At 61.4% G+C, this 19035-nt stretch carries 25 protein-coding genes; 8 read left to right on the forward strand and 17 right to left on the reverse strand.

The genetic code is table 11. The features are described 5' to 3' along the window. Positions 1–71: 71 nt before the first annotated feature. From AB4Y85_RS15105 to AB4Y85_RS15130, 6 genes are all read right to left on the reverse strand, one after another. A complete protein-coding gene (locus AB4Y85_RS15105; RefSeq protein WP_441985730.1) occupies positions 72–299 on the reverse strand; it encodes a phage tail assembly chaperone in 228 nt (75 codons plus the stop codon). After that, a complete protein-coding gene (locus tag AB4Y85_RS15110) occupies positions 296–643 on the reverse strand; it encodes a gene transfer agent family protein (protein WP_441985731.1) in 348 nt (115 codons plus the stop codon). The genes AB4Y85_RS15105 and AB4Y85_RS15110 overlap by 4 nt, the downstream gene beginning before the upstream one ends. Positions 644–654: 11 nt before the next feature. Continuing rightward, entirely contained in the window at positions 655–1065 is a 411-nt protein-coding gene (locus tag AB4Y85_RS15115; RefSeq protein WP_441985732.1) for a phage major tail protein, TP901-1 family, read from the reverse strand. A 43-nt stretch (positions 1066–1108) separates the two neighbouring features. Further along, positions 1109–1519 (reverse strand): DUF3168 domain-containing protein, encoded by a 411-nt coding sequence (locus tag AB4Y85_RS15120; RefSeq protein WP_441985733.1) that lies wholly within the window; start codon positions 1517–1519, stop codon positions 1109–1111. Beyond that, the gene (locus AB4Y85_RS15125; RefSeq protein ID WP_441985734.1) at positions 1516–1851 is read right to left on the reverse strand and encodes a phage head closure protein; all 336 of its coding nucleotides are present in this window, start codon (positions 1849–1851) and stop codon (positions 1516–1518) included. Before AB4Y85_RS15125 ends, AB4Y85_RS15120 begins: the two co-directional genes overlap by 4 nt. 201 nt (positions 1852–2052) lie before the next feature. After that, positions 2053–2613 (reverse strand): head-tail connector protein, encoded by a 561-nt coding sequence (locus AB4Y85_RS15130; protein WP_441985735.1) that lies wholly within the window; start codon positions 2611–2613, stop codon positions 2053–2055. A gap of 18 nt (positions 2614–2631) precedes the next feature. On the opposite strand from AB4Y85_RS15130, the gene AB4Y85_RS15135 reads away from it, so the two are divergent. Both AB4Y85_RS15135 and AB4Y85_RS15140 read left to right on the forward strand, forming a co-directional pair. Continuing rightward, positions 2632–3375: a S1 family peptidase gene (locus AB4Y85_RS15135; protein ID WP_441985736.1), complete on the forward strand. Its 744-nt coding sequence runs from the start codon at positions 2632–2634 to the stop codon at positions 3373–3375. 85 nt (positions 3376–3460) lie between these two features. Continuing rightward, on the forward strand, positions 3461–4258 hold the full coding sequence (locus AB4Y85_RS15140) for a S1 family peptidase (RefSeq protein ID WP_441985737.1): 798 nt from the start codon (positions 3461–3463) through the stop codon (positions 4256–4258). A gap of 202 nt (positions 4259–4460) precedes the next feature. Here the strand turns inward: AB4Y85_RS15140 and AB4Y85_RS15145 are convergent, their stop codons facing one another. From AB4Y85_RS15145 to AB4Y85_RS15165, 5 genes are all read right to left on the reverse strand, one after another. Then, entirely contained in the window at positions 4461–5696 is a 1236-nt protein-coding gene (locus AB4Y85_RS15145) for a phage major capsid protein (RefSeq protein WP_441985788.1), read from the reverse strand. Between the two features lie 73 nt (positions 5697–5769). Continuing rightward, positions 5770–5967 (reverse strand): hypothetical protein, encoded by a 198-nt coding sequence (locus tag AB4Y85_RS15150; protein WP_441985738.1) that lies wholly within the window; start codon positions 5965–5967, stop codon positions 5770–5772. A gap of 96 nt (positions 5968–6063) precedes the next feature. After that, positions 6064–6597: an HK97 family phage prohead protease gene (locus tag AB4Y85_RS15155; RefSeq protein WP_441985739.1), complete on the reverse strand. Its 534-nt coding sequence runs from the start codon at positions 6595–6597 to the stop codon at positions 6064–6066. Next, complete coding sequence (locus AB4Y85_RS15160) at positions 6594–6743, reverse strand: hypothetical protein (protein ID WP_441985740.1); 150 nt, start codon at positions 6741–6743, stop codon at positions 6594–6596. Before AB4Y85_RS15160 ends, AB4Y85_RS15155 begins: the two co-directional genes overlap by 4 nt. Next, the gene (locus AB4Y85_RS15165) at positions 6740–6940 is read right to left on the reverse strand and encodes a hypothetical protein (RefSeq protein WP_441985741.1); all 201 of its coding nucleotides are present in this window, start codon (positions 6938–6940) and stop codon (positions 6740–6742) included. The genes AB4Y85_RS15160 and AB4Y85_RS15165 overlap by 4 nt, the downstream gene beginning before the upstream one ends. 89 nt (positions 6941–7029) lie before the next feature. On the opposite strand from AB4Y85_RS15165, the gene AB4Y85_RS15170 reads away from it, so the two are divergent. After that, positions 7030–7839, forward strand: a complete 810-nt coding sequence (locus tag AB4Y85_RS15170) for a hypothetical protein (protein WP_441985742.1) — start codon at positions 7030–7032, stop codon at positions 7837–7839. A gap of 58 nt (positions 7840–7897) precedes the next feature. Here AB4Y85_RS15170 and AB4Y85_RS15175 read toward each other — a convergent pair whose 3' ends face one another. The 5 genes from AB4Y85_RS15175 to AB4Y85_RS15195 form a co-directional block, all read right to left on the reverse strand. Beyond that, complete coding sequence (locus AB4Y85_RS15175; RefSeq protein ID WP_441985743.1) at positions 7898–9055, reverse strand: phage portal protein; 1158 nt, start codon at positions 9053–9055, stop codon at positions 7898–7900. Positions 9056–9376: 321 nt separating this feature from the next. Beyond that, positions 9377–9688 carry a putative quinol monooxygenase gene (locus tag AB4Y85_RS15180; RefSeq protein ID WP_441985744.1) on the reverse strand — a complete coding sequence of 104 codons (312 nt, stop codon included), beginning with the start codon at positions 9686–9688 and terminating at the stop codon, positions 9377–9379. 117 nt (positions 9689–9805) lie between these two features. After that, a complete protein-coding gene (locus tag AB4Y85_RS15185) occupies positions 9806–11008 on the reverse strand; it encodes a DNA-packaging protein (protein WP_441985745.1) in 1203 nt (400 codons plus the stop codon). 58 nt (positions 11009–11066) lie between these two features. After that, on the reverse strand, positions 11067–11615 hold the full coding sequence (locus tag AB4Y85_RS15190; protein ID WP_441985746.1) for a hypothetical protein: 549 nt from the start codon (positions 11613–11615) through the stop codon (positions 11067–11069). A 473-nt stretch (positions 11616–12088) separates the two neighbouring features. Next, positions 12089–13111, reverse strand: coding sequence for an endonuclease/exonuclease/phosphatase family protein (locus AB4Y85_RS15195; protein ID WP_441985747.1), 1023 nt, complete (start codon positions 13109–13111; stop codon positions 12089–12091). A gap of 153 nt (positions 13112–13264) precedes the next feature. On the opposite strand from AB4Y85_RS15195, the gene AB4Y85_RS15200 reads away from it, so the two are divergent. The 5 genes from AB4Y85_RS15200 (at position 13265) to AB4Y85_RS15220 (ending at position 18470) form a co-directional block, all read left to right on the forward strand. Beyond that, on the forward strand, positions 13265–13423 hold the full coding sequence (locus AB4Y85_RS15200; RefSeq protein ID WP_441985748.1) for a hypothetical protein: 159 nt from the start codon (positions 13265–13267) through the stop codon (positions 13421–13423). 127 nt (positions 13424–13550) lie between these two features. Beyond that, positions 13551–15029: a PAS domain-containing sensor histidine kinase gene (locus tag AB4Y85_RS15205; protein WP_441985749.1), complete on the forward strand. Its 1479-nt coding sequence runs from the start codon at positions 13551–13553 to the stop codon at positions 15027–15029. 133 nt (positions 15030–15162) lie between these two features. Next, positions 15163–16251 carry a TRAP transporter substrate-binding protein gene (locus AB4Y85_RS15210; RefSeq protein ID WP_441985750.1) on the forward strand — a complete coding sequence of 363 codons (1089 nt, stop codon included), beginning with the start codon at positions 15163–15165 and terminating at the stop codon, positions 16249–16251. A 181-nt stretch (positions 16252–16432) separates the two neighbouring features. Beyond that, positions 16433–17002, forward strand: coding sequence for a DUF2939 domain-containing protein (locus tag AB4Y85_RS15215; RefSeq protein ID WP_441985751.1), 570 nt, complete (start codon positions 16433–16435; stop codon positions 17000–17002). Between the two features lie 376 nt (positions 17003–17378). Beyond that, on the forward strand, positions 17379–18470 hold the full coding sequence (locus AB4Y85_RS15220; protein WP_441985752.1) for an AI-2E family transporter: 1092 nt from the start codon (positions 17379–17381) through the stop codon (positions 18468–18470). A 9-nt stretch (positions 18471–18479) separates the two neighbouring features. On the opposite strand, the gene AB4Y85_RS15225 is transcribed toward AB4Y85_RS15220, so the two are convergent. After that, positions 18480–18974 (reverse strand): YcgN family cysteine cluster protein, encoded by a 495-nt coding sequence (locus tag AB4Y85_RS15225; protein ID WP_441985753.1) that lies wholly within the window; start codon positions 18972–18974, stop codon positions 18480–18482. Positions 18975–19035: the final 61 nt, after the last annotated feature.

Consider the following 19035-nt stretch of genomic DNA (forward strand, 5'->3'; position numbering starts at 1 on the left):
CTGGCCCGAAACATGCAGACGAATGATGATTGTCGGAGATAGCTCTCCGACAATTGCATTAGGGGCGCAAATTATAACCCCTTGTCATCCGGAAAAGCCTCCATCATCCGCCGCAGATCGCTGCTGACCACCGGCTCCATTCCTCGCCCGCCGGTCAGCCCTTCCCAGGCAGCGATCAGCTCGCGCGGGGTTGCGCGCCAGAGCTGATCGGGGCTCCACCGCAGAACACTCAAACCCAGCATCATCACGTCGTCCCAGGGAAATATCTCGTTCCGTGGAAGGGCGTGCTGCTCGCTCAAGCGCCCTGCGGCTGCGGAGGGTTTGGGGCAGATGCCTCGGCGCCGAAGGTGATCATGAGAACATCGGCGATGGCCGTTGCCACCGGCTCAATCCCGTCCGGCAGGGCGAAGCTCGCCACCTCCGCATCGCTCACATCGTGACCGCCGCCGCGCAGGGCGACCGCGAGAAGCCTTAAGATGTCGCGGCTCGACAGGCGGCCGGTACCGAAGCGTTCGGCAAGCGCCATGAGATCGTCCACGCCGAAAGCATCCTCGAGCTCGGCGAGAGCGCCGAGCGTGAGGCATAAGGTGTAGCGCTTATCGCCCAATTGTAGCGGAACCTCGCCGCGTCGTCTGTTCGCCATGGCTCCCTCCGTCACAGCGCCACGAAGGTCATGGGGCCTGCGGATTCGAACGACATCTCGAATGTCACCTCGCCCGCATGGTCGCCGCGATATTCCAGGCTCGTGATCTGGAACGGGCCTTCGATGCGGCCGAAATCGGGAATGATGATCTGATAGGTTTGAATATCGCCGTCGAAGAAGACCTGGCGGATGCGCGCATCCGAGGCTTCGTCCTTGAACACGCCGGAACCGGTGATGCCCGCGCGGCGCACGCCGACACCGGCCAAAAGCTCACGCCAGCGCCCGGCGGATTCCGCGTTGGTGACATCGACAGTCTCGGTATTGAAAGCGATCTGGCGCGTGCGCAGGCCCGCCACCGTCACAAATCCGGTTCCGCCGTCACTGATCTTGACGAGCAGATCCTTGCCCTTTTGAGCAGGCATGAAGCAATTCCTTTGATGATGTTTAAAATGTTGGCTGCGGCGCTCACACCACCTCCGTCACCGCGCGAAAGCGAACGGTGACGGAGGTGAGTTGCGTGTCCTTGTCGCGTGTGGAGGCGATCTCCGTCATGCGCAGGTTCACGAGGCGGTGCCCATCGAGGCTGAGCGGCGCGTCGTCGAGCAAGGCGGTAAATCGCTCCGCGACGGAGAGACCCGCACGCACGCTCCCGCGCGCGCACCAGACAACGAGGCTCAAATCCTGCTCGTGGCCGCGATCGGTATCGGTCGACCAATCTTCCGCCGTTACATCGCCGAACAGGGCATAAACCGGCTCGATGTTGCGTGGCGGCTCGTCGTAGAGGCGAAGCGTGCCACCCATGAGAGTTATCAGCTCCGCATCGCCCGACGCCTCGTCGATGATGGCGCGGCGAAGCGCGAGGATCGGGCTCGTCATGCCTTGATCTCCTCGACGAGGCAGACGAGATCGCGCCGCGATCCATCCGGGTCCGATGCCGCGCGGATGGCGAACCGGCGCAGGCCCGAGGTCAGGCGCATGGCGCCGGTCACGCCGTCGCGATAGCGCAGGGTGATCCTGTGGGTGAGGCTCTGCTCGGGCCGGTCCGCACGCACGCGCTCGGTGCCGGAGAGCATCTCCATCGCGCCCCAGAGCTGCGGGCCTGACGCATAGGAGCGGATGACGCCGCCGAACCCATCGGGACTTTCGAGCGGCAATTCGAGAACGAACCGGCGCGCACGCGCGCCGATGGACGGGGATTTCGATTTCATGGAGTGGATCTTCTTGAAAAGAGAGCATCCACTGTCATTCCGGGGCCGCGTAGCGGAGCCCGACCCGAAGGGCCGCGCCGCAGGCGTGGAAACCCATAACCGCCAACAATGCAGAATGAAGCGGCGAGCGTCGCATTTTCTTCGGTCGCGTTGGCGGTTATGGATCCCCGCCTTCGCGGGGATGACAGCAGTGGGTGTAAGTCAAAGGCGGGCGCGCTGAAACGGCGCGACCAGCGCCATCGCCTCGGGCGGCATGATCTGCTCACCCACCACATCACCCCGGTTCTCGAACCAATGGGCGACAAGAATCTTGATCGCGAGCTTCAACGTCGCCGGAACCGCATCGGGCGCAGAACCGTGACCGGCCCGCAGCGCGATGGAGATGCCATTCCTGGCCTTTCCGGGTGCCGGTGCATCGGTGACAACGATGGAGGGCGGATCGCCCGCCCCATCGAACTCGTAAGAAGCCTCCGAAAGCTCGGTCTCAGCCTCCGAAGCATCGAGGACCGCGATGGCGTCCACCGCCATGACGGGCGAGATCGGCAGCATGACCCTGCCGCCCTTGGGCCAGCGGTCGAGCACCACGCGCCAGCGCTGCTCGATGAGGATGCGTCGGGACGCGGCCTCGACCATCAGCCGGGCGGCCTTGATGAGGCCCGCCACCAGCTCATCCTGTGCATCGTCGTCGAGACGGAGATATTCTTTCATTTCAGAGAGCGATATGGGCTCGACGGCGGGGCCTTCGATGAATATCGGAATCATCGCAACAGGAATCCTTCCATGATGAATCGTGTGATCACGCTCCTCCTCGCCACGTCGCTCTGGGCGAATGCGGCGCAGGCCATCGTCGGCGGCACGGAGGACCAGGGCCCCCTCGCCCGTCAGAGCGTGATGGTGTTGAGTTCGAATGGCGGCGTCTGCACCGCCGTGGTGCTGGCCCGCGACGTGGTGTTGACCGCGGCCCATTGCGTGACCGGCGCGGACGAGCACCGGGTTCATTTCCGCGACGAGAGCGGCGAACCTGTCTTGATCGTGCCAGCCGCGAAGGCGGTGCATCCGGGCTACAACGCGAAGGCCATCGAGACACGCCAGCGCTCCATCGACCTTGCCCTCATGCGCATTCCGGAAAACCTGCCCCGGCGCTTCGAGAGCACGACGCTGGCCACCGGGAAGCCCGGCAAGGATTCCACAATCATCGTCGGCGGCTATGGCCTCTCGCGAGAGGACGATGCCAAGACCACGGGCACCTTCCGCACCGCGCCCCTGACCGTCACCGAGCCCTATGGCCCGAGCAAGATCCTGCTCTGGTCGAAGGGATTGGGCAGCATGGGTGCCTGCCAGGGCGATTCCGGCGGTCCCATGGCCGTGGGCAATGCGGTTGCAGCCATCACAAGCTGGTCCTCGCCTGCCCAGGGACGAGGCTGCGGAGGCGTGACACAGGGCATTCTCGTTGGAGCACAACGGGAATGGATCGACCGCACGCTCAAAGGCTGGAACCGCAAGGCGTCATGGACGGAAAACTAACGCTGGAAAATGAAGCGTAAGCGGAACTATCCTATGATTCGAGATATTCCCTTACGTAACGATTCCTCCCTCCCCGATATCCCAGATGCGCGCACTGCCATTCCTCGCCCTCGCCGCCTTCAGCTTATGGGCAGGTTCCGCCCAGGCCGTCCTGCTCGGCGCCACATCGCGGGATCCGGACGGACTTCGGCGTTCCGTCGTGTCCATCGAGAACTCGGTCGGTGAGCTGTGCTCAGGCGCCCTGATCGCCCAAGATCTCGTTCTCACCGCCGCTCACTGCGTCATCGAGAAGGCCTCGTACCGGGTGAGTGTGGTGAACCGGACCTTCAAGCCGCAGCGTCTCAAGGTCGCCGCGATGGCGGTGCATCCCAGCTTCGTGGCAGGCACTACGCCTCGCACTCAGCCGGGTGTCGATCTGGCGATCCTGAGGCTGGAGACGCCTCTCGGTGCCGACTTCCTGCCGCTCAATCCTACCCTTGCCGGTAGGATCGGGGTTGGGGACGAAGTCACCATCGCCGGCTATGGCGTTCTGACTGAGCGGCGCAAAGGAACCGCGCGCACCCTGCGCCAGGCCAATCTGGTATCGCTCGGTCCCATCGAGGTCGCCAACCGCGTGCTGATCGTGGTGGACCGCGAGCGGCTGGCGGAAACCAGCGGTGCCGGCGCCTGCCGGGGCGATTCCGGCGGGCCGATCCTCGCCGCGACGCGCGACACCTATCTCCTCTACGGAATCGTCAGCTGGTCGAGCGGCGCGATGCGCTCCAGCCAGCCGAGCGCCTGCGGAGGCCTGACAGCCGTGACGCCCATCGTCGAGCATCTCCGCTGGATCAGGCAGGCCGTGAACAGTCTCAACACCATGCAGGGCGAGTGGACGGCGCGATAGACGCCGTTTGCACTTTGCTGTCTCTCATCGTGACCGATGACTTTGACACCCTCTCTCAAGTCATCACCGGCCTTGTGCCGGTGATCCCGATTGTCTGAAATACTTCGCTCTTCGGATCGGGATGGCCGGGACAAGCCCGGCCATGACTTGAAAAGGCGTCATTCCCGGCCGGAGCGCAGCGGAGGGGATGACACTGGTCCCGTTACGCCGCGAACTTCAGCAGCTTGATCGCCGCGTAGTCCTGCACACCGCCGCCCACGCGTTTGGTGGTGTAGAACAGCACATAGGGCTTCGCGGAATAGGGATCGCGCAGCACGCGCATGCCGGCCCGATCCACCACGAGATAACCGCGCTTGAAATCGCCGAAGGCGACGGCGCAGGAGCCGGCGGCGATGTCCGGCATGTCCTCGGCCTCCACGACGGGGAAGCCCATGAGGGTCGCCGACTGGCCGAGGCTTGCGGGCGGCGACCAGAGATACTGGCCGTTCGTGTCCTTGAACTTGCGGATCGCGCTCTGCGTCTTGCGGTTCATCACGAAGGACGCGTTCTGGCGATAACCCGCCTTCAGGAAGTAGGCGAGTTCCACCAGCACGTCGGACGGGTTGGACGACGGGAAGGCCGCGCCGCCCGTATGGACCGCGCCGAGCTTGCCCCAGCTCCAGGTATCGTCCTTCACCACGTCGGAAGCGAGGAAGCCCTTGGGCTTGTTGACGCCGTCGCCATTGACGAAGGCGGCGCTTTCCTGCTCGGCGAAGGCGGCCTCGACCTCCTCCGCGATCCAGCGGTCGATATCGACCACCGCATCATCGAGAAGCGTCTGCGTAGCGGCCGGCATCGCATAGAGCTCCATGGCGGGGAAGCTCATCTCGGAGAGCGTCGAGCCCGCCGTCTGCGGACGGGCCGCCGTCTCGCCGACCCAGCCGGTAGCCGGACCCGAGGTCGAGAAGGCGCGCTTGTACTGGCCGCCGGAGATGACGCGCACCGACGAGATGGCGCGGATCGGCGAAATTGCGGAGAGGCGGCGCAGCACCTCCGTCTCGACGATCTCGGGCACGAGATAACCGCCGTCCGGGCCGGAGCCCGCCGAGAGCGCTTTCTCTTCGAGCCGCTTCAGGCCCGTGGCCTCGCCGGAGCGCATATAGGCGTTGAACGCCGTCTTGTGCTCATTTTGCGCAGGGTCGCGCTGGCCATCGCTCCGGCCCAGCGGCGGACGCGAGCGGTCGAGGGCCAAGCGGTCGAGGCGGCGCTTGGCATCGTCGAGGGCGGTGTCGATGCGGGTGAGCTTTTCTTCCGTCACCACATCGCTCGACAGGCGCGTCTCGATCTCGGACAGGCGCGTGTCGTTGGTGTCCTTGAACGCCTCGAAGGCGCGGGCGAAATCGTCAAAGGCGGAAGAGACGTCGTCGGAAATCGATTTGGTTTCAACAACAGGAATCATGTTCATCAATCGGTTCAGGTCAAAGAAAAAGCCCGTCTCGCGACGGGCTTCGGTTGAGAGCGAGGGGTGCCTTTTATCGAACGGCACGCCTCGTAGTCCGGGCGACGGAGGGTCCGGTGACGGCCCCGACGGCGCCGCCGACAATCGCGCCGGGCGGTCCTGCAACAGCGCCGACGCCTGCGCCCACAGCCGCACCGCCGACACGTTCCTCGGTCGTGGTGCAGGCCGCGGCCGCGAGGCCGAGAAGGGCGACGAAAGCGATCTTCTTCATGGAAAACCTCCCGAGATAGCGGACGGCATCACGGGACTTGCCCGCGGCGTCCGCTTCCCGGCGGGCTTGCATGTAACGCTCTTCGCTCGCCATAGTTCAGGAAAATAATCGAGTAGCGGTGGCGCGAATGGAGGATGCCAGGCTCTGCGGCACCTGCTTCACGGTCTCGACGCGAGCGCCCGGCAGCATGGGAAAGGTGACGACCGAGATCTCCCATAGATCGAGCTTTTCCAGCCTCCGGAGGCCCGTGGGCCGCTCGGCCCGAGCCCGTTCGACCCGGAAGCCGATGGAGAGGCCATCGACCGCGCCTTCACGCATCAGCGCGTGGATATCCCGTGCCCGTTCCACCGCAAGATTGAGCTTGCCGCGCACGCGAAGTCCGCGCCGGTCCTCCTCGATGGAGAGCCAGCGCCCGATGGGAGTGCCGGGATCGTGCTGCCAGAGCAGCCGCACGGCGCCCACATCGCGCTTTCTCAGCGTCTCCGCGAAAGCGCCCGGCATGACCACATCCTTGCCGAGGTCAGTGACGCCGAACAGGCTTGCATAGCCCTCGAACACGCCGTCCACATCGACGGCGTTCAAAGGCTCGGCGAGAAACTTCATTTCCTGCGTAACGGGAACGTGCTTCATCGCTCGGCTCCGCGAATGCTTTTCGCGGGCTTGCCGTCGAGCTTCTCGAGCTGGCGGACGAAGTCGCGGAACACCAACGCGGCGCGACTCTGTCCATTGCGCGCAGCCTTCGGCTTTCGAACGGGACGGAGCGTGGTTCTGGTCATAAGGGATCTCCCGTGTGACGGCGGTTGAAGAGGGACAGCTCGCGCACGAATTCATCGAAGCGGCGGTTGGCCGCGAAAAGGTCGCGAAGAGTCATGGCGAGCAATGCGGATGCCCCACTCGCCCAGACGAACAGGGCGAGGTGAGCCAGATCGCCCCGGCTGATCACAGCCTCGGCGATCTTATCGGCAATGTTCATTGTTTGTTCCAAAAATAGACAATGCTACTTGCAGAGCTTTGCTACATGCGCATGCTAAGTACCCATGAATTTAACGTTCAGAGATACTTATGCAGCAGATTGACTTAGGTTGGTTCACAAGACTTGGAGTCGCGTTAGACGCGCTAAAAGCTGAAAAGTTAGACGATCCGTCCTCTGCCGTCGAAATATTAACGCATGCAAGATTTCATCTCTGGTGGCTCGTAGAAGAACGACAGCAGCTCCCAATTCAACTTGACACTAGCAGACCGATTATCATTCATCTTTTTCAAGAAATACACCGTATACTTGAACTTGATGCCGACGCTCGTTTGAAAGCAATCTTAGATGCTAAAGAAAGGATTTATGAAACTGCGACTCGCTTGAGTACAATCCTACAACAAGAACTAACCGTCTTGCCTGTCTTCTATCTTTTGCCAAAGCGCGCCTATAGCGTGCGCATGTTCGTTATGGATGGAACTCGACATTTCTCAGAAGACGTTAGGAACGCTCTTATCGATGAAGAGCGATATGATCTGCAACAGGCAACGCGCTGTTTAGCCCTCGAAGCACCTACAGCCGCTGCTTTCCACTTGTTCAGGGCTATCGAAGGTGTTTTACGCCGTTACTATAAGCTCGTCGTAGCCGGCAAAGAACCTAAGAAGACAGCGCGGAACTGGAATTCCTATCTAACTCTGATGCAGAAGTATGGGTCGCCTGATCCCAAAATAATTTATGTAATCGATCAGATCAGACAGCTTTTCAGAAATCCAATTATCCATCCAGAAGCTCAACTGACTCTTGACCAAGCCTTGTCGCTTTTAGGTTTAGCCGACACTGCTCTAACATTGATTACAGCAGAAATTAAGCGGCTAGCTTACGAGGTCAGCGTTAATCAATGAGTTGACCAAGTAAAAGAACTTACGCATAGGTTATCATGCCTTCGATGGCGCTCTCACTTTAACGACTTTTGAGTCCATACCCCACCGCCTCGCGCTTTTCGTTATCGCTCAGGAACGGCGCTGCCGACACGCGTCGCCACAAGCTTTCGCGCTCATCGGCCAGCGCTTCGATGGAGTCGAGGTCGGGCTCCAGCTGCAGTGCATCGCCGAAGCCGGGGGCGAGCCATTGCGCGAGGGCTTCCGTCGTGCGCTTCACCAGCGGGATGATGGTCTGGCGATAGAAGGCACGGTTGGCTTCCGCGTAATTGGCGTGAGTGCTGTCGCCGGGAAGTCCCAGCAGCAGCGGCGGCACGCCGAAAGCGAGCGCGATCTCGCGCGCGGCGGCGGCTTTGGCCTCCACGAAATCCATTTCCTTCGGCGACAGCGAGAGCGGCTTCCAGTCGAGGCCGCCTTCGAGGAGCAGCGGGCGGCCCGCATTGGTCGCTCCCTGGTAGTTGGTCTCCAACTCCTCCTTCAGCCGGCTGAACTGCGCATCGGTGAGCGCCGTGCCGCCGACGACGAGAGCGCCGGAAGGACGCGCCGCGTTGTCGAGCAGCGCCTTGTTCCAGGCGCCCGCCGCGTTGTGGATGTCGAGCGCGGTCGCGGCCGCTTCCATGGGCGACAGGCCGTAATGATCATCCGCCGGATGAAACAGGGTGAGATGCAGGATCGGTGGCATCATTTCGCCCTGCCCCATCGCGAAACGCACCACCTCACTACCAACCGCATATTCATACGCGGCCGGCCATCCGTCGGCACCTGGCACCACGCGCATGCGGTCGGGCCGCAGGGCGTGCAGTTCGGCGGGCGCGCCATCGATGCCGACGGCCTCCACATAGGCGTTGCCGGACACCATCAGATGTCCATAGACGCTCTCGAGAAAACGCTGCCCGCCTTCTCGTGGGTTGGGGCGGCTCAGCAGCGACAGCAGCGGATGCGCGGAGAGATCCCGCCCCTCCTGCCTCAAGGTCAGAGGCAGGGAGGCGGCGGCTTCCGCAACCAGCCGCACGGCGCGATGCACGATGGCGTTCTTCTGAAATCCCTCGCGGGCCAGAGCGCCGTAGTCGCGCGGCGTCCAAACGGCGCGTCCGTCGAAATAGAACGCGACCGCCGAATGCGCGCGCGAAGCCTTGGCTTCAGGCGGCGCCTGAAACCAACGGGTCAACTTGGTCAGCATGAAAGGCTCCTGCCTACAGCATCGGATCAGAACATCGTGCGCAAAATCGGGGCCACTTTTGCGCACGATGCTCTAAGCGATGGCGAGTGATTAAAGGCCACAGAAAAGCAGCCGGAGAAAAGCGCACGCTTCCTGGTCACATGCCGAGGATTTCCTCGTGGCATGCCGAAGAAGCGTGCAATCCGCGATCGATCGTCATTGGACCTTCATCGAGCGCGGCGTAATCTTGAGATGTTGCGGGCCATCCGGCGACATTCACGCGCCAGTCGAGCTGGTTCCCCAGTTCGGCTGGCGCGACCAATGTTTCCCGTCCCGGCCTTATCAGGCTGCAACGACACCGCTCAGGGCGGCATTCTTGGCGCCGACGACCTCGAGAAATCTGAGTGTCGGCTCACCCTCGATCATGGGTGCTATGTCGCTCCACAAGGTGCGGACATGGGGCATGGCATCCTTGGCCTTCTTTTCATCGTCGAAGAGAGCGACGACGAAAAACTCACCCTTGTCGTCCATCATCCCAATCCACTCCCGAAGGTTGGGTTGGGCATAGATCCTGGCTTCGTTGGCCTCGCGCCACCGACGCATGTCTTCAAACTTGTCAGGCTTCACGCGGAACGTCGTCAGTCGTGCATACATGGTGGGCCTCCTTGATGAAGGAGTGACTGGCATCAGGCCAGCGCTGCACTGGGTACGACGCGCGAAGTCTAGATCGTATAGACGCCGTTGTGAAACGAAAACCGCCGTGCCGGAAGGCTATAGCATCCGCACGCGCGGCTCTTTTCGGTCCCGCAGCATCAGTTCGGTAAGCGCCCAGACGAGCGCATCCATGCGGTCGGGCGAACGCCCGGAGGTAAGACCGCCGGGGCCGAAGTCGCAGAGCTCGTCTTCGAGGTCGGGCAGCGCGCTCACATGGCGCACGCGGCCCTGCGCATAGAGAACCGAAACCGGCTCGGCGCGCAGATATTTTCCGCGCGTGGCGCGCACGCTCGCGACCGGCACGGACGGATCGACCTCGCGGATCACGCCGGTCGCCATCTCGCCGCCCTGGTTCGTCTCCACGATCAGTGCATCCGCCTGCAGGCGGCGATATAGCGCGACGGCCTTCGCCGCCCATTCCGGCGGCTTCAAGCCTGACGCCGTCGCATCCTCCAGCACATAGGCCGTGCCGCCGTCGTCGATACCAGCAGCAACGATGCCGCAGGCATCGGCCCGCTTCGATGAACTGGCGGGCGGATCGACGGCGACGACGATGCGCATCAGAGGCGGCGCCAAATCCGTTCGGCAAGCTTCTATCATGTCGCGCGTCCAGAGCGCATCGGGACGATCCTCGATGATGTCGCCATCGAGCTCCTGCCGTCCCAGACGCGTGCCGGCATAGCGTCCGACGACCGTCTCCAGAAAGGCTGGCGCCAGATTGGCGGCGTTGTCGGATGTCTTTGCGCGCGAAACCGCGACCGACGGGTCCGCGAGGAAGCGCTTGAGCAGCGGGATCGGACGTGGCGTCGTCGTTACCATCTGGCGCGGATGGCGTCCGAGGCGCAGTCCGAATTGCAGCATGTCCCAGGTTTCATTCACGTGCTTCCATTTCGCGAGTTCGTCCGCCCAGGCGGCCTCGAATTGAGGACCGCGCAGGGAGTCGGGATCTTCCGCCGAGAACACATGCGCCACCGCGCCGTTTCGCCATTCGAGCTTGCGCAGGGACGGCGACCAGGTGGGGCGTTCGCCGCGCTCATGCACCGCCAGGATTCCGGCGGGGCCCTCCACCATCACGTTGCGCGCATCGGAGAAGGTTTCGCCGATCAATGCGATGCGCCGATGCGGCTCGTTCGCGAAACCGGGTTCGCCCAAAGCGATGCCACGCACCCATTCGGAGCCCGTGCGGGTCTTGCCCGCCCCTCGCCCGCCGAGCACGAGCCAGAGGGACCAGGGGTCATGGCGGCGGCTGAGACCCGGCATCCGCTGCTCGACGCGGCATTGGATGGGCCAATAGCGAATAAGCTGTTCCAGTTCCTTCTTAGATAAGGAGGCCGTCGCTTCCTCGAGCTTCCTCTTCCGCGATAACCCGCTCAAGATGGCGAGCAAGCTCGTCGCGGAGCTCGTGGAGGCTGCGGGGGTTTTCATCTTGCTGCTCGGTTTCATCGAGCCTTGCACCTTCCTGCTCCAGGAGTGCACGCGCGGTCGACAACGTCTTGGCATAAGAGGCCAGCGTCCGGGCTATCTTGTCGTGATCCTCCATGCCTTCGCTGCGTTGCTTGTCCATGAGAGCGTTGATCTGTGTTCGTGTGGCCCGGGCCAGAGACCGCGCCGCTTCCCGTAGGGACGTCGCGGCTGCCGCGCTTCCGGCAAGGGCCTCGACTGAATCGTTCGAGGCCTTGCTCAACTCGTTCTGAGCGAGCGCGGCATGGCGTGGCAGCCAACCCCAGCGCTGTCTCAAGCGAACAAAGGTGCTCGCGCCGACGCCGAGATAGGCTTCGATATCCTTCAAGCCGAGCTTGGGATGGCCGGTGTAATAGAGATAGGCCTGCTCCCGCTTCTCGTCAGGGATTTCGATCCTGGGAAACATGGGCACCTCAATAAAAAAACCGCTCAAGCGGCACTTGAGCGGTGGAGGTATTGTTCGAATGAATGCCGGGCGGGGCTTCATTCACACTTCGTCAGCGTTCTTGTTTTGTACTCTATCAGCGTTGCGCTGTCAAGCGCGATTTCGAACAATGTTACTGGCGCCCGAAATTCCTTGCGCGCCGATCCTCATGGAGCTGCCCCACTCAGGCCTTTTCAGAGTTCTCCATAGGTTCCCAATAATGGAAATTCACACGAATAAGATAGCGCATATTGGCGATCATAATCGGAACATTTTAGCAATAAACGAGCAACTTCCGTCACCTCGCAATAGTATTTCCGAGTTATTGCTATGCAATATTCTCTTTCAAATACAGCTTAACATTGAAACATCCGCTCCTCTATACCTACCCATTCATGTAGGTTATTCAGGAACGTTGCCATTTGATCTTTAATGAGGCGCGCATGCGCCACTCCTCAAAGCGATACATCCACTTTTGGCATGTCATGGTCGGAGAGAGCCTTGCCGTTCTCATCGACGGCCGAAACAGTCGTAGGGTTCGTGACCTTGACCCCACGCACGAAAATCCAGTCGAGCTTTCCAAAGGGCTGCTCATGCGTCTTCCACGGCCCATTCCGCTGGGTGGCTTGAGCCGTGTTCGAACCCTGCCACCCGAAGCCGGCCTCCCGCAGATCGTTGAAGAGCGGCTCGCTGACCTCCGGCATATCGGTCGCCCGCTGCCGGTCCCCTTCCCCTCTCGGCAGGTCCTTCGTGTTGAAATCTCCTCCGATGATGCAGGCCGCATCTCCGGCAAGCTCTTTCAGAACCTGCAGAAGCGTTCTCACCTGCCTTTGCCGATCCAGGGAATCCGTCTTGCTTTCCAAATGGGTGCTGACCACCCACAGGGGATGCGGCGCGGCGATCCGCGCAGCGAGTGCGATTCGTCCGCCGACTCGATGCTGCGCGCCGTCGATTCCTCCAAACCATAAACCACCGGTTTCAAGCCGGATGAGATGCGCCTCCTCGATCCGGAATCGGCTGACGATGGCATTGCCGTGAAGGCTACAGGCATTCCGCCGCCCCTGGTGCCGCCGCATCTCCCCCGCATCGCCCAAGTCGAGCTCCACGAACTCGGCCCCGAAGGCATAGCCCATGCCGAGCGCTGCGCTCAGCGCACGTATTGTATGGATGTTACCCGAACGGGCCATACCGCTATCGGCCTCGCAGAGAAGCGCGACATCGATTCCCTCTCGCATCAGCAGAGACGAGACCGCATCCGGAACCGTCAGCCGCTCCGCATTGAAGGACGCGAGACGCAATGCTCCGGTCGAAGACCGCTGCTCCGGGCTGCTTTCCATCTCGACCATGCCGAAGGCCGCGATACGATCGAAAAAGGCGGCATGGGATGCGGGATCCTTCGGCGATTTGCGCGCCTCTTCCAGCAATGCCTCGGGCGGGCATGGAAGCCTCTCCACAATCCGGCTGGCGACGCGCGGCATGGGCGCTCTCCCCCTCACAGCGTCGGGGTAACGCCCTCACGTCCAAAGAGATCGCAATGTGAATATTTTTCTACTGATTTTCAGGAGACCTTAGGAACTTTCCCGCTACCTTGGCGTTATAGATCCGCACAAACACATGCCGGGAGACGGCCCATGATCACTTGGGCTACCATTATCGCGCTCGCCACGGGCGCGCTTTTCTACGTGAGCGACAATCCGTCCATTGCTACGAACATTGCAGAATTGGCCGGCGTCATCGCCATGTTCATGCTCGTCTGCGCTGCTGAAGTTTACAGCGAGCCGAAAGGATAAGGCCTGGAGGCAAGAGCCATCCTGCAATACGCCTCCGTTAGACCTTCTCCGCTTCCCAAAAAACTTAGCGCCCATTAGGGAAAGCCCGCAATTGCACTAGTTTTGCAACATGATTATATTGCCATCCATGATGATGTCCCGCTCAGCGCTCGCGATCGCACCCGATCTGGTCGTTCCGGCCAAGTCCGGAAGTGGACCCGCGCCGATTGAGGAGGCTTTGCAGCAGGCCCTGACACAATCCGTGGAAGCGAAGGTCGAGACCCGGCTCTCGACGCTCCTCGAAGGCATCGGCGACGCATTCTATTCACTCAGTCAGGATTGGTGCTTCACCTACATCAACAAGGCAGCGGAGACTTATTTCGGCCTTCCCCGGGAAGAGATGCTTGGCCGCAATATCTGGGAGATATTCCCGGGCTCGGAAGGAACGGGCCTGCGCCGCCAGTACGAGGAAGTCTTCGCTTCAGGGCGCTCCGCTTCCTTCGAGGCGGAGGCCGTCGGTGTCGCCGGGCGCTTTCTGGAGCTACACGTCTTCCCTTATAACGAAGGCCTCGGCATCAGCTTCCGCGACTGGACGGAGCGCCGCCGCGCGGAGGAAGAGCTGCGCGAGAGCGAAGCACGGCTCAGCTCACTTGCCGACAATGTGCCAGGCTGCATGGTCTACCAACTGAGCGATACCTGCGAGTATCAGGACCGCAAGCTGATCTATCTCTCCAAGACCTGCGAGCAACTAACCGGAGTTCCGGCTGAGGATGTGCAGGCCAGCCCCGCCCTCCTCTACAATCTCGTCCTGCCGCAGTATCGCGAACGAATGCTCGCGGAGGAATATGCCTGCTACCGGGAGCGCAAGGCGTTCACCTTCGAATTCGAGATCGTGCATGCCAAAACCGGCGAAGTCCGCTGGCACCGGGTGACGATCACGCCCCGCCAGATGCCCAACGGCTATTATGTTTGGGATGGCCTCCAGCTCGACATCACCGATCACAAACGCGCGGAAGAGCATCTGCGCCTGCTGATCAACGAGTTGAACCACCGGGTGAAGAACACTCTCGCCACCGTGCAGTCCCTGGCCGCCCAGAGCTTCCATCGCCCCAGCTTCCGGCACAAGGAGGAGCTGACGGCGGCTCGCAGCGCGTTCGAGGCGCGCCTCTTCGCCTTGGCGCGCGGCCACGACGTGCTCACCCGCGAGAACTGGGAGAGCGCGAACCTCACCGATCTGATCGCTCAAGCCTGCGCCCCCTATCGTGGGGATCCCGAGGAGGCCAAGAGGATCGAGACCGATGGTCCGGAACTTCGTATTGCGCCGCCCATGGCCCTCAGCCTGTCCATGGCTTTGCACGAGCTCAGTACGAATGCCCTGAAGTATGGGGCATTGAGCGTGCCTGCCGGACAGGTTCTCATTTCCTGGAAAACGATGACCTGCTCCACCGGCCAGCGGCTTATCCTCCGCTGGGAGGAGCGGGGCGGGCCGCCGGTCGCAGCGCCCACGCGAAAGGGGTTCGGCTCGCGGCTGATTCAGGACGGCCTCGCCCGGGAGCTGAGCGGGGTGGTGCAGATCGTCTACGAACCCTCGGGTGTCGTATGCACGATTGATGTGCCTCTTCCCTGAGCACCTTTAAGAAAATCTCCCAAGCTCCATAGATCTTTGGTCGATAATGTCGCGAAGCGCCTTGCGAGCAGGGCCGGTTTTAGTGTCAATAAGCCCAAGTGACAAAGTCACGACCCAGAGAGGAAACAATTTTATGAAACGTCGTCAGTTTTTACAGGCTGCAACAGTCGGTGCCGCTTCCACGGCCGTCGCCGCGCCCGCCATTGCCCAGTCGATGCCTGAACTGAAGTGGCGCCTGCAATCCGGCTTCCCGAAATCGCTCGATACCATCTATGGCGCTGCCGAGGTGATCGCGAAATACGTGTCCGAGGCCACGGACGGCAAGTTCACCATCCAGCCCTTCGCCGCCGGCGAAATCGTCGGCACGCCGCAGGTGGCCGATGCGGTCGGCAACGGCACTATCGAGATGGGCCACACCTGCTCCTACTATTATTTCGGCAAGGACCCGACCTTCGCGCTGGGCACCGCTGCCCCCTTCGGCCTCAACGCCCGCCAGATGAATGCCTGGCTCTATCACGGCGGCGGCAATGACATGCTGAACGAGTTCTATGCCAAGCATAACCTCTACGGCATGCCCGCCGGTAACACGGGCGTGCAGATGGGCGGCTGGTTCCGTAAGGAAATCAAGACCGTCGAAGACCTGAAGGGCCTGAAGATGCGCATCGCCGGCATCGCCGGCATGGTCCTCTCCAAGCTCGGCGCAGTGCCGCAGCAGATTCCTGGCGGCGACATTTATCCGTCGCTCGAGCGCGGCACCATCGACGCCGCCGAGTGGGTCGGTCCCTACGACGACGAGAAGCTCGGCTTCTCGAAAGTCGCGCCGTATTACTATTATCCCGGCTTCTGGGAAGGGGGCCCGTCCATCCATCTTTTCATCAATAATGCGAAGTGGAAAGAACTCCCGAAATCGTATCAGGCCATCCTGACCGCAGCCGCCGGCTACGCCAACAACGACATGCTGGCCAAGTACGACGCCCGCAACCCGGCCGCTCTTCGCCGCCTGCTCGGCTCCGGCACGCAGCTGCGTCCGTTCTCCCAGGAGATCTTGGAAGCAGCCTACAAGGCGAGCAACGAAGTCTATGACGAAGTCTCGGCCAAGAACGCCGACTTCAAGAAGGTCATCGACTCGATCCGTGCATTCCGGAACGAAGAGTACCTGTGGTTCCAAGTGGCCGAATACGCCTTCGATACATTCATGATCCGCGCCCGCGCTCGCGGCTGATCGGTTCATCATGATCTGGAAAAGGGCGGCCAAAAGGTCGCCCTTTTTTCGTGAGACGACAATCCTCAAATAAAGCGCTCCCCGGCAACCCCACTCGAAACAGAAAATCGCTCGAACTCGAGCGGAGGCTGCCTATCGAAGGATTGTCGTTTCCATGCGCTGGACGCTCAGGATTTCTTTTTTGCTGTTTTTGGTATGGGCCATCTTCATGGTCTCGCCCTTCGTCGCTCTTTACGACCTCGGCAATGCTGTCGAGGCCAGGGATCTTGGTCGCATTACGGAACGGGTGAACTTCAACGCCCTCCGCACCTCCCTCTCGCGGCAGATCCTTCGCGAATACCTGAAGCACGAGGATTTTGGTGAGGTCGAGCACGATTTCGCGACGCAGGCCGGTGCGGCCGTCCTCAATCCGGTGATCGAGGAACTCGTCACACCGCAGGCGCTCATGGATCTTCTGGAGGATGGCTGGCCGCATCAGGCCACTGTCGGCTCCGGCGAAACCGTGCCTCCCCTTCGCATGGATCTGGGGGCGGATCTCAGGTCGCTCAAACAGGCTTGGCAGACCTTCATCAGATCCGAGGGTGAAGGCTTCCGCGTCATGACGATCCCGCTACCCGCGGACGTCTCCAAAGATAAGCAGTTTCGCGTCACTATGCGGCTTCGCAACGCCACGTGGCGCCTGAGCGGCATCGAGCTCCCGGCTCACTTGCGTGATGAACTGGCGAAGAGAGCAGCCATCGCATCCCGCTAGCTTTCATGCTTCAGCCCATAAAAAACCCGCCACTTATGTCGGCGGGTTTTTTATGGGTTCAACGCATGAATCTGCCATACGACTATACGCGAGTAAGTGCTCAATACGCGAATACTTGACATTATTGAGCAATTATCCAGCCGACAGCAGCCAACGGAAACACCGTACCTAAAAGAAAACAGATGACATTCGAGGTCATTACACTACCCTCCTCTGTCACGACAACTTCCGTCGGCATTTTACGTTCCTTGTTCTTTTGCACGCGCCTGCAACACTGGCGGGACAAGTCAACAGCCACGTTCAACCAGCTCGCGCGCCACCTTTAAGGAACCTAGCTTCGCCGTTTCTATTATCCCGCTGATGAGAGGGGTATGGGATGATCGATGATGGCCGCGCTTCTTTCCGGGGGTTCATGGGAGATGCGGAATTCGTTCGCAAGACACTGATCGTCCTCGGACTCATCGTGTTCGTGCTGCTGCTCTGGAAGCTCGCGGACGTTCTCCTGCTGGCCTTCGGCGCCATTCTCGTGGCACTCATCCTCCATGCCCTTGCCGAGCTGCTCACCCGCTACGTCCGGGTGCCGGAACGGTGGAGCCTGACGGTTGCGACGCTCATCATTTTCGTTCTCGCCGTCGGATTGATTGCCCTCTTCGGAACGCAGATGCGCTCCCAGTTCTCAACCGTGGTCGAGCGCCTGCCTTCCGTGATCGACAACTTCACGAAAAACTTGGGCTTCGGTACGGTCTCCGACGACATCAACGAAATGCTCGATAAGCTGCCAAGCGGCGGCTTGGCGTCCCGCATCGCCGGCATCGGCGGCGCCATCGTGAGCGGCTTGGCCGACTTCTTCCTGGTCGTGATCGCCGGCATCTACATCGCGGCTTCGCCTCGGCTCTACAAGCAGGGTCTCGTCAAGCTGTTCCCCATGCACCACCATGAGCGCGTGGAAAGCTCGCTCGACGCCTCTGGACAGGCCCTCAAGCTCTGGCTTGTCTCGCAGCTCATCGCCATGAGCTGCGTCGCCGTGTTGTCGACCCTGGCCTTCTGGTTTATCGGCCTGCCCTCGCCTTACGCGCTTGGGCTGATCGCGGGCCTGGCCGATTTCATTCCCTTCCTCGGGCCGATTCTCGGCGCCTTGCCTGCCGTGCTGTTCGCCTTCAGCATCAGCGGGGAAACGGCGCTCTGGACCATCGTCGCGATGATCATCATTCAACAGCTTGAGGGCAACGTGATCTTCCCGCTGGTAGCGCGCAGTATGGTCAGCGTCCCGCCCGCCCTGGCCCTCTTCGCTATCCTGGTCGCGAGCATCCTGTTCGGTGCGCTCGGCCTCGTCTTCGGATTCCCGCTTGCCGTCGTGACCTATGTGCTGGTGAAGAAGCTGTATGTCCGCGAGACGCTGGGCGAGGACACCTCGGTACCGGGCGAGAAAGAGGCTGAGGAAGCGGCACAGGAAAAAGCCAAGCCGTGACGGTTGAAATCAGGCCTCCACATCCCTCATCGGCCAGTCCACGAGGCGTTCAAGCAGCTCGGCGATGGTGAACTCCTCCTCGGGCCCTGCCACGCGGTCGCGGACGGAGATGCCCGCCGCATGCACGGTGTCGGGATCGCCGGAAACCAGATGGTGCCACCAATAGAGGTCCCTGCCCTCGGCAATGAGCCGATAGCCGCAGGTTTCGGGCAGCCAGGAGATGCTCTGCACCGCATCCGGCGTCAGGCGTACGCAATCGGGCACCTTGGCTTGGCGGTTGGGGTAATCGCGGCAGCGGCAGGTCTCGCCGTCAAGAAGCGTACAGCCCACATCCGTGTAGAGGACCTCGCTGGTGTCCTCGTCCTCGAGCTTGACGAGGCAGCAGCGCCCGCAGCCGTCGCACAGGCTTTCCCATTCCTGGAGGCTCATGGCCTCAAGGGTTTTGGCACGCCAGAAAGGCAGCTCCTCGGGTTCGGAACGAAAAATCATTGAAGAATGGGACATGCGGGCTCTCTGAGCTCCGTTTGAGGCTGTTTAAGGGTGCTATGTCGCACATCCTGTGAAC

Source organism: Microvirga sp. 2YAF29, from assembly GCF_052114605.1.
In the GTDB taxonomy this organism is placed as follows: domain Bacteria; phylum Pseudomonadota; class Alphaproteobacteria; order Rhizobiales; family Beijerinckiaceae; genus Microvirga.

Coding starts and splice junctions, on each gene's coding strand:
- AB4Y85_RS15170 (WP_441985742.1), top strand. CDS start 7,030: ATGCAGCAGATTGACTTAGGTTGGTTCACAAGACTTGGAGTCGCGTTA.
- AB4Y85_RS15210 (WP_441985750.1), top strand. CDS start 15,163: ATGAAACGTCGTCAGTTTTTACAGGCTGCAACAGTCGGTGCCGCTTCC.
- AB4Y85_RS15120 (WP_441985733.1), bottom strand. CDS start 1,519: ATGACGAGCCCGATCCTCGCGCTTCGCCGCGCCATCATCGACGAGGCG.
- AB4Y85_RS15110 (WP_441985731.1), bottom strand. CDS start 643: ATGGCGAACAGACGACGCGGCGAGGTTCCGCTACAATTGGGCGATAAG.
- AB4Y85_RS15160 (WP_441985740.1), bottom strand. CDS start 6,743: ATGACCAGAACCACGCTCCGTCCCGTTCGAAAGCCGAAGGCTGCGCGC.
- AB4Y85_RS15125 (WP_441985734.1), bottom strand. CDS start 1,851: ATGAAATCGAAATCCCCGTCCATCGGCGCGCGTGCGCGCCGGTTCGTT.
- AB4Y85_RS15175 (WP_441985743.1), bottom strand. CDS start 9,055: ATGCTGACCAAGTTGACCCGTTGGTTTCAGGCGCCGCCTGAAGCCAAG.
- AB4Y85_RS15220 (WP_441985752.1), top strand. CDS start 17,379: ATGATCGATGATGGCCGCGCTTCTTTCCGGGGGTTCATGGGAGATGCG.
- AB4Y85_RS15135 (WP_441985736.1), top strand. CDS start 2,632: ATGATGAATCGTGTGATCACGCTCCTCCTCGCCACGTCGCTCTGGGCG.
- AB4Y85_RS15140 (WP_441985737.1), top strand. CDS start 3,461: ATGCGCGCACTGCCATTCCTCGCCCTCGCCGCCTTCAGCTTATGGGCA.
- AB4Y85_RS15145 (WP_441985788.1), bottom strand. CDS start 5,696: ATGATTCCTGTTGTTGAAACCAAATCGATTTCCGACGACGTCTCTTCC.
- AB4Y85_RS15115 (WP_441985732.1), bottom strand. CDS start 1,065: ATGCCTGCTCAAAAGGGCAAGGATCTGCTCGTCAAGATCAGTGACGGC.
- AB4Y85_RS15150 (WP_441985738.1), bottom strand. CDS start 5,967: ATGAAGAAGATCGCTTTCGTCGCCCTTCTCGGCCTCGCGGCCGCGGCC.
- AB4Y85_RS15225 (WP_441985753.1), bottom strand. CDS start 18,974: ATGTCCCATTCTTCAATGATTTTTCGTTCCGAACCCGAGGAGCTGCCT.
- AB4Y85_RS15165 (WP_441985741.1), bottom strand. CDS start 6,940: ATGAACATTGCCGATAAGATCGCCGAGGCTGTGATCAGCCGGGGCGAT.
- AB4Y85_RS15155 (WP_441985739.1), bottom strand. CDS start 6,597: ATGAAGCACGTTCCCGTTACGCAGGAAATGAAGTTTCTCGCCGAGCCT.
- AB4Y85_RS15205 (WP_441985749.1), top strand. CDS start 13,551: ATGATGATGTCCCGCTCAGCGCTCGCGATCGCACCCGATCTGGTCGTT.
- AB4Y85_RS15195 (WP_441985747.1), bottom strand. CDS start 13,111: ATGCCGCGCGTCGCCAGCCGGATTGTGGAGAGGCTTCCATGCCCGCCC.
- AB4Y85_RS15185 (WP_441985745.1), bottom strand. CDS start 11,008: ATGCCGGGTCTCAGCCGCCGCCATGACCCCTGGTCCCTCTGGCTCGTG.
- AB4Y85_RS15190 (WP_441985746.1), bottom strand. CDS start 11,615: ATGTTTCCCAGGATCGAAATCCCTGACGAGAAGCGGGAGCAGGCCTAT.
- AB4Y85_RS15130 (WP_441985735.1), bottom strand. CDS start 2,613: ATGATTCCGATATTCATCGAAGGCCCCGCCGTCGAGCCCATATCGCTC.
- AB4Y85_RS15200 (WP_441985748.1), top strand. CDS start 13,265: ATGATCACTTGGGCTACCATTATCGCGCTCGCCACGGGCGCGCTTTTC.
- AB4Y85_RS15180 (WP_441985744.1), bottom strand. CDS start 9,688: ATGTATGCACGACTGACGACGTTCCGCGTGAAGCCTGACAAGTTTGAA.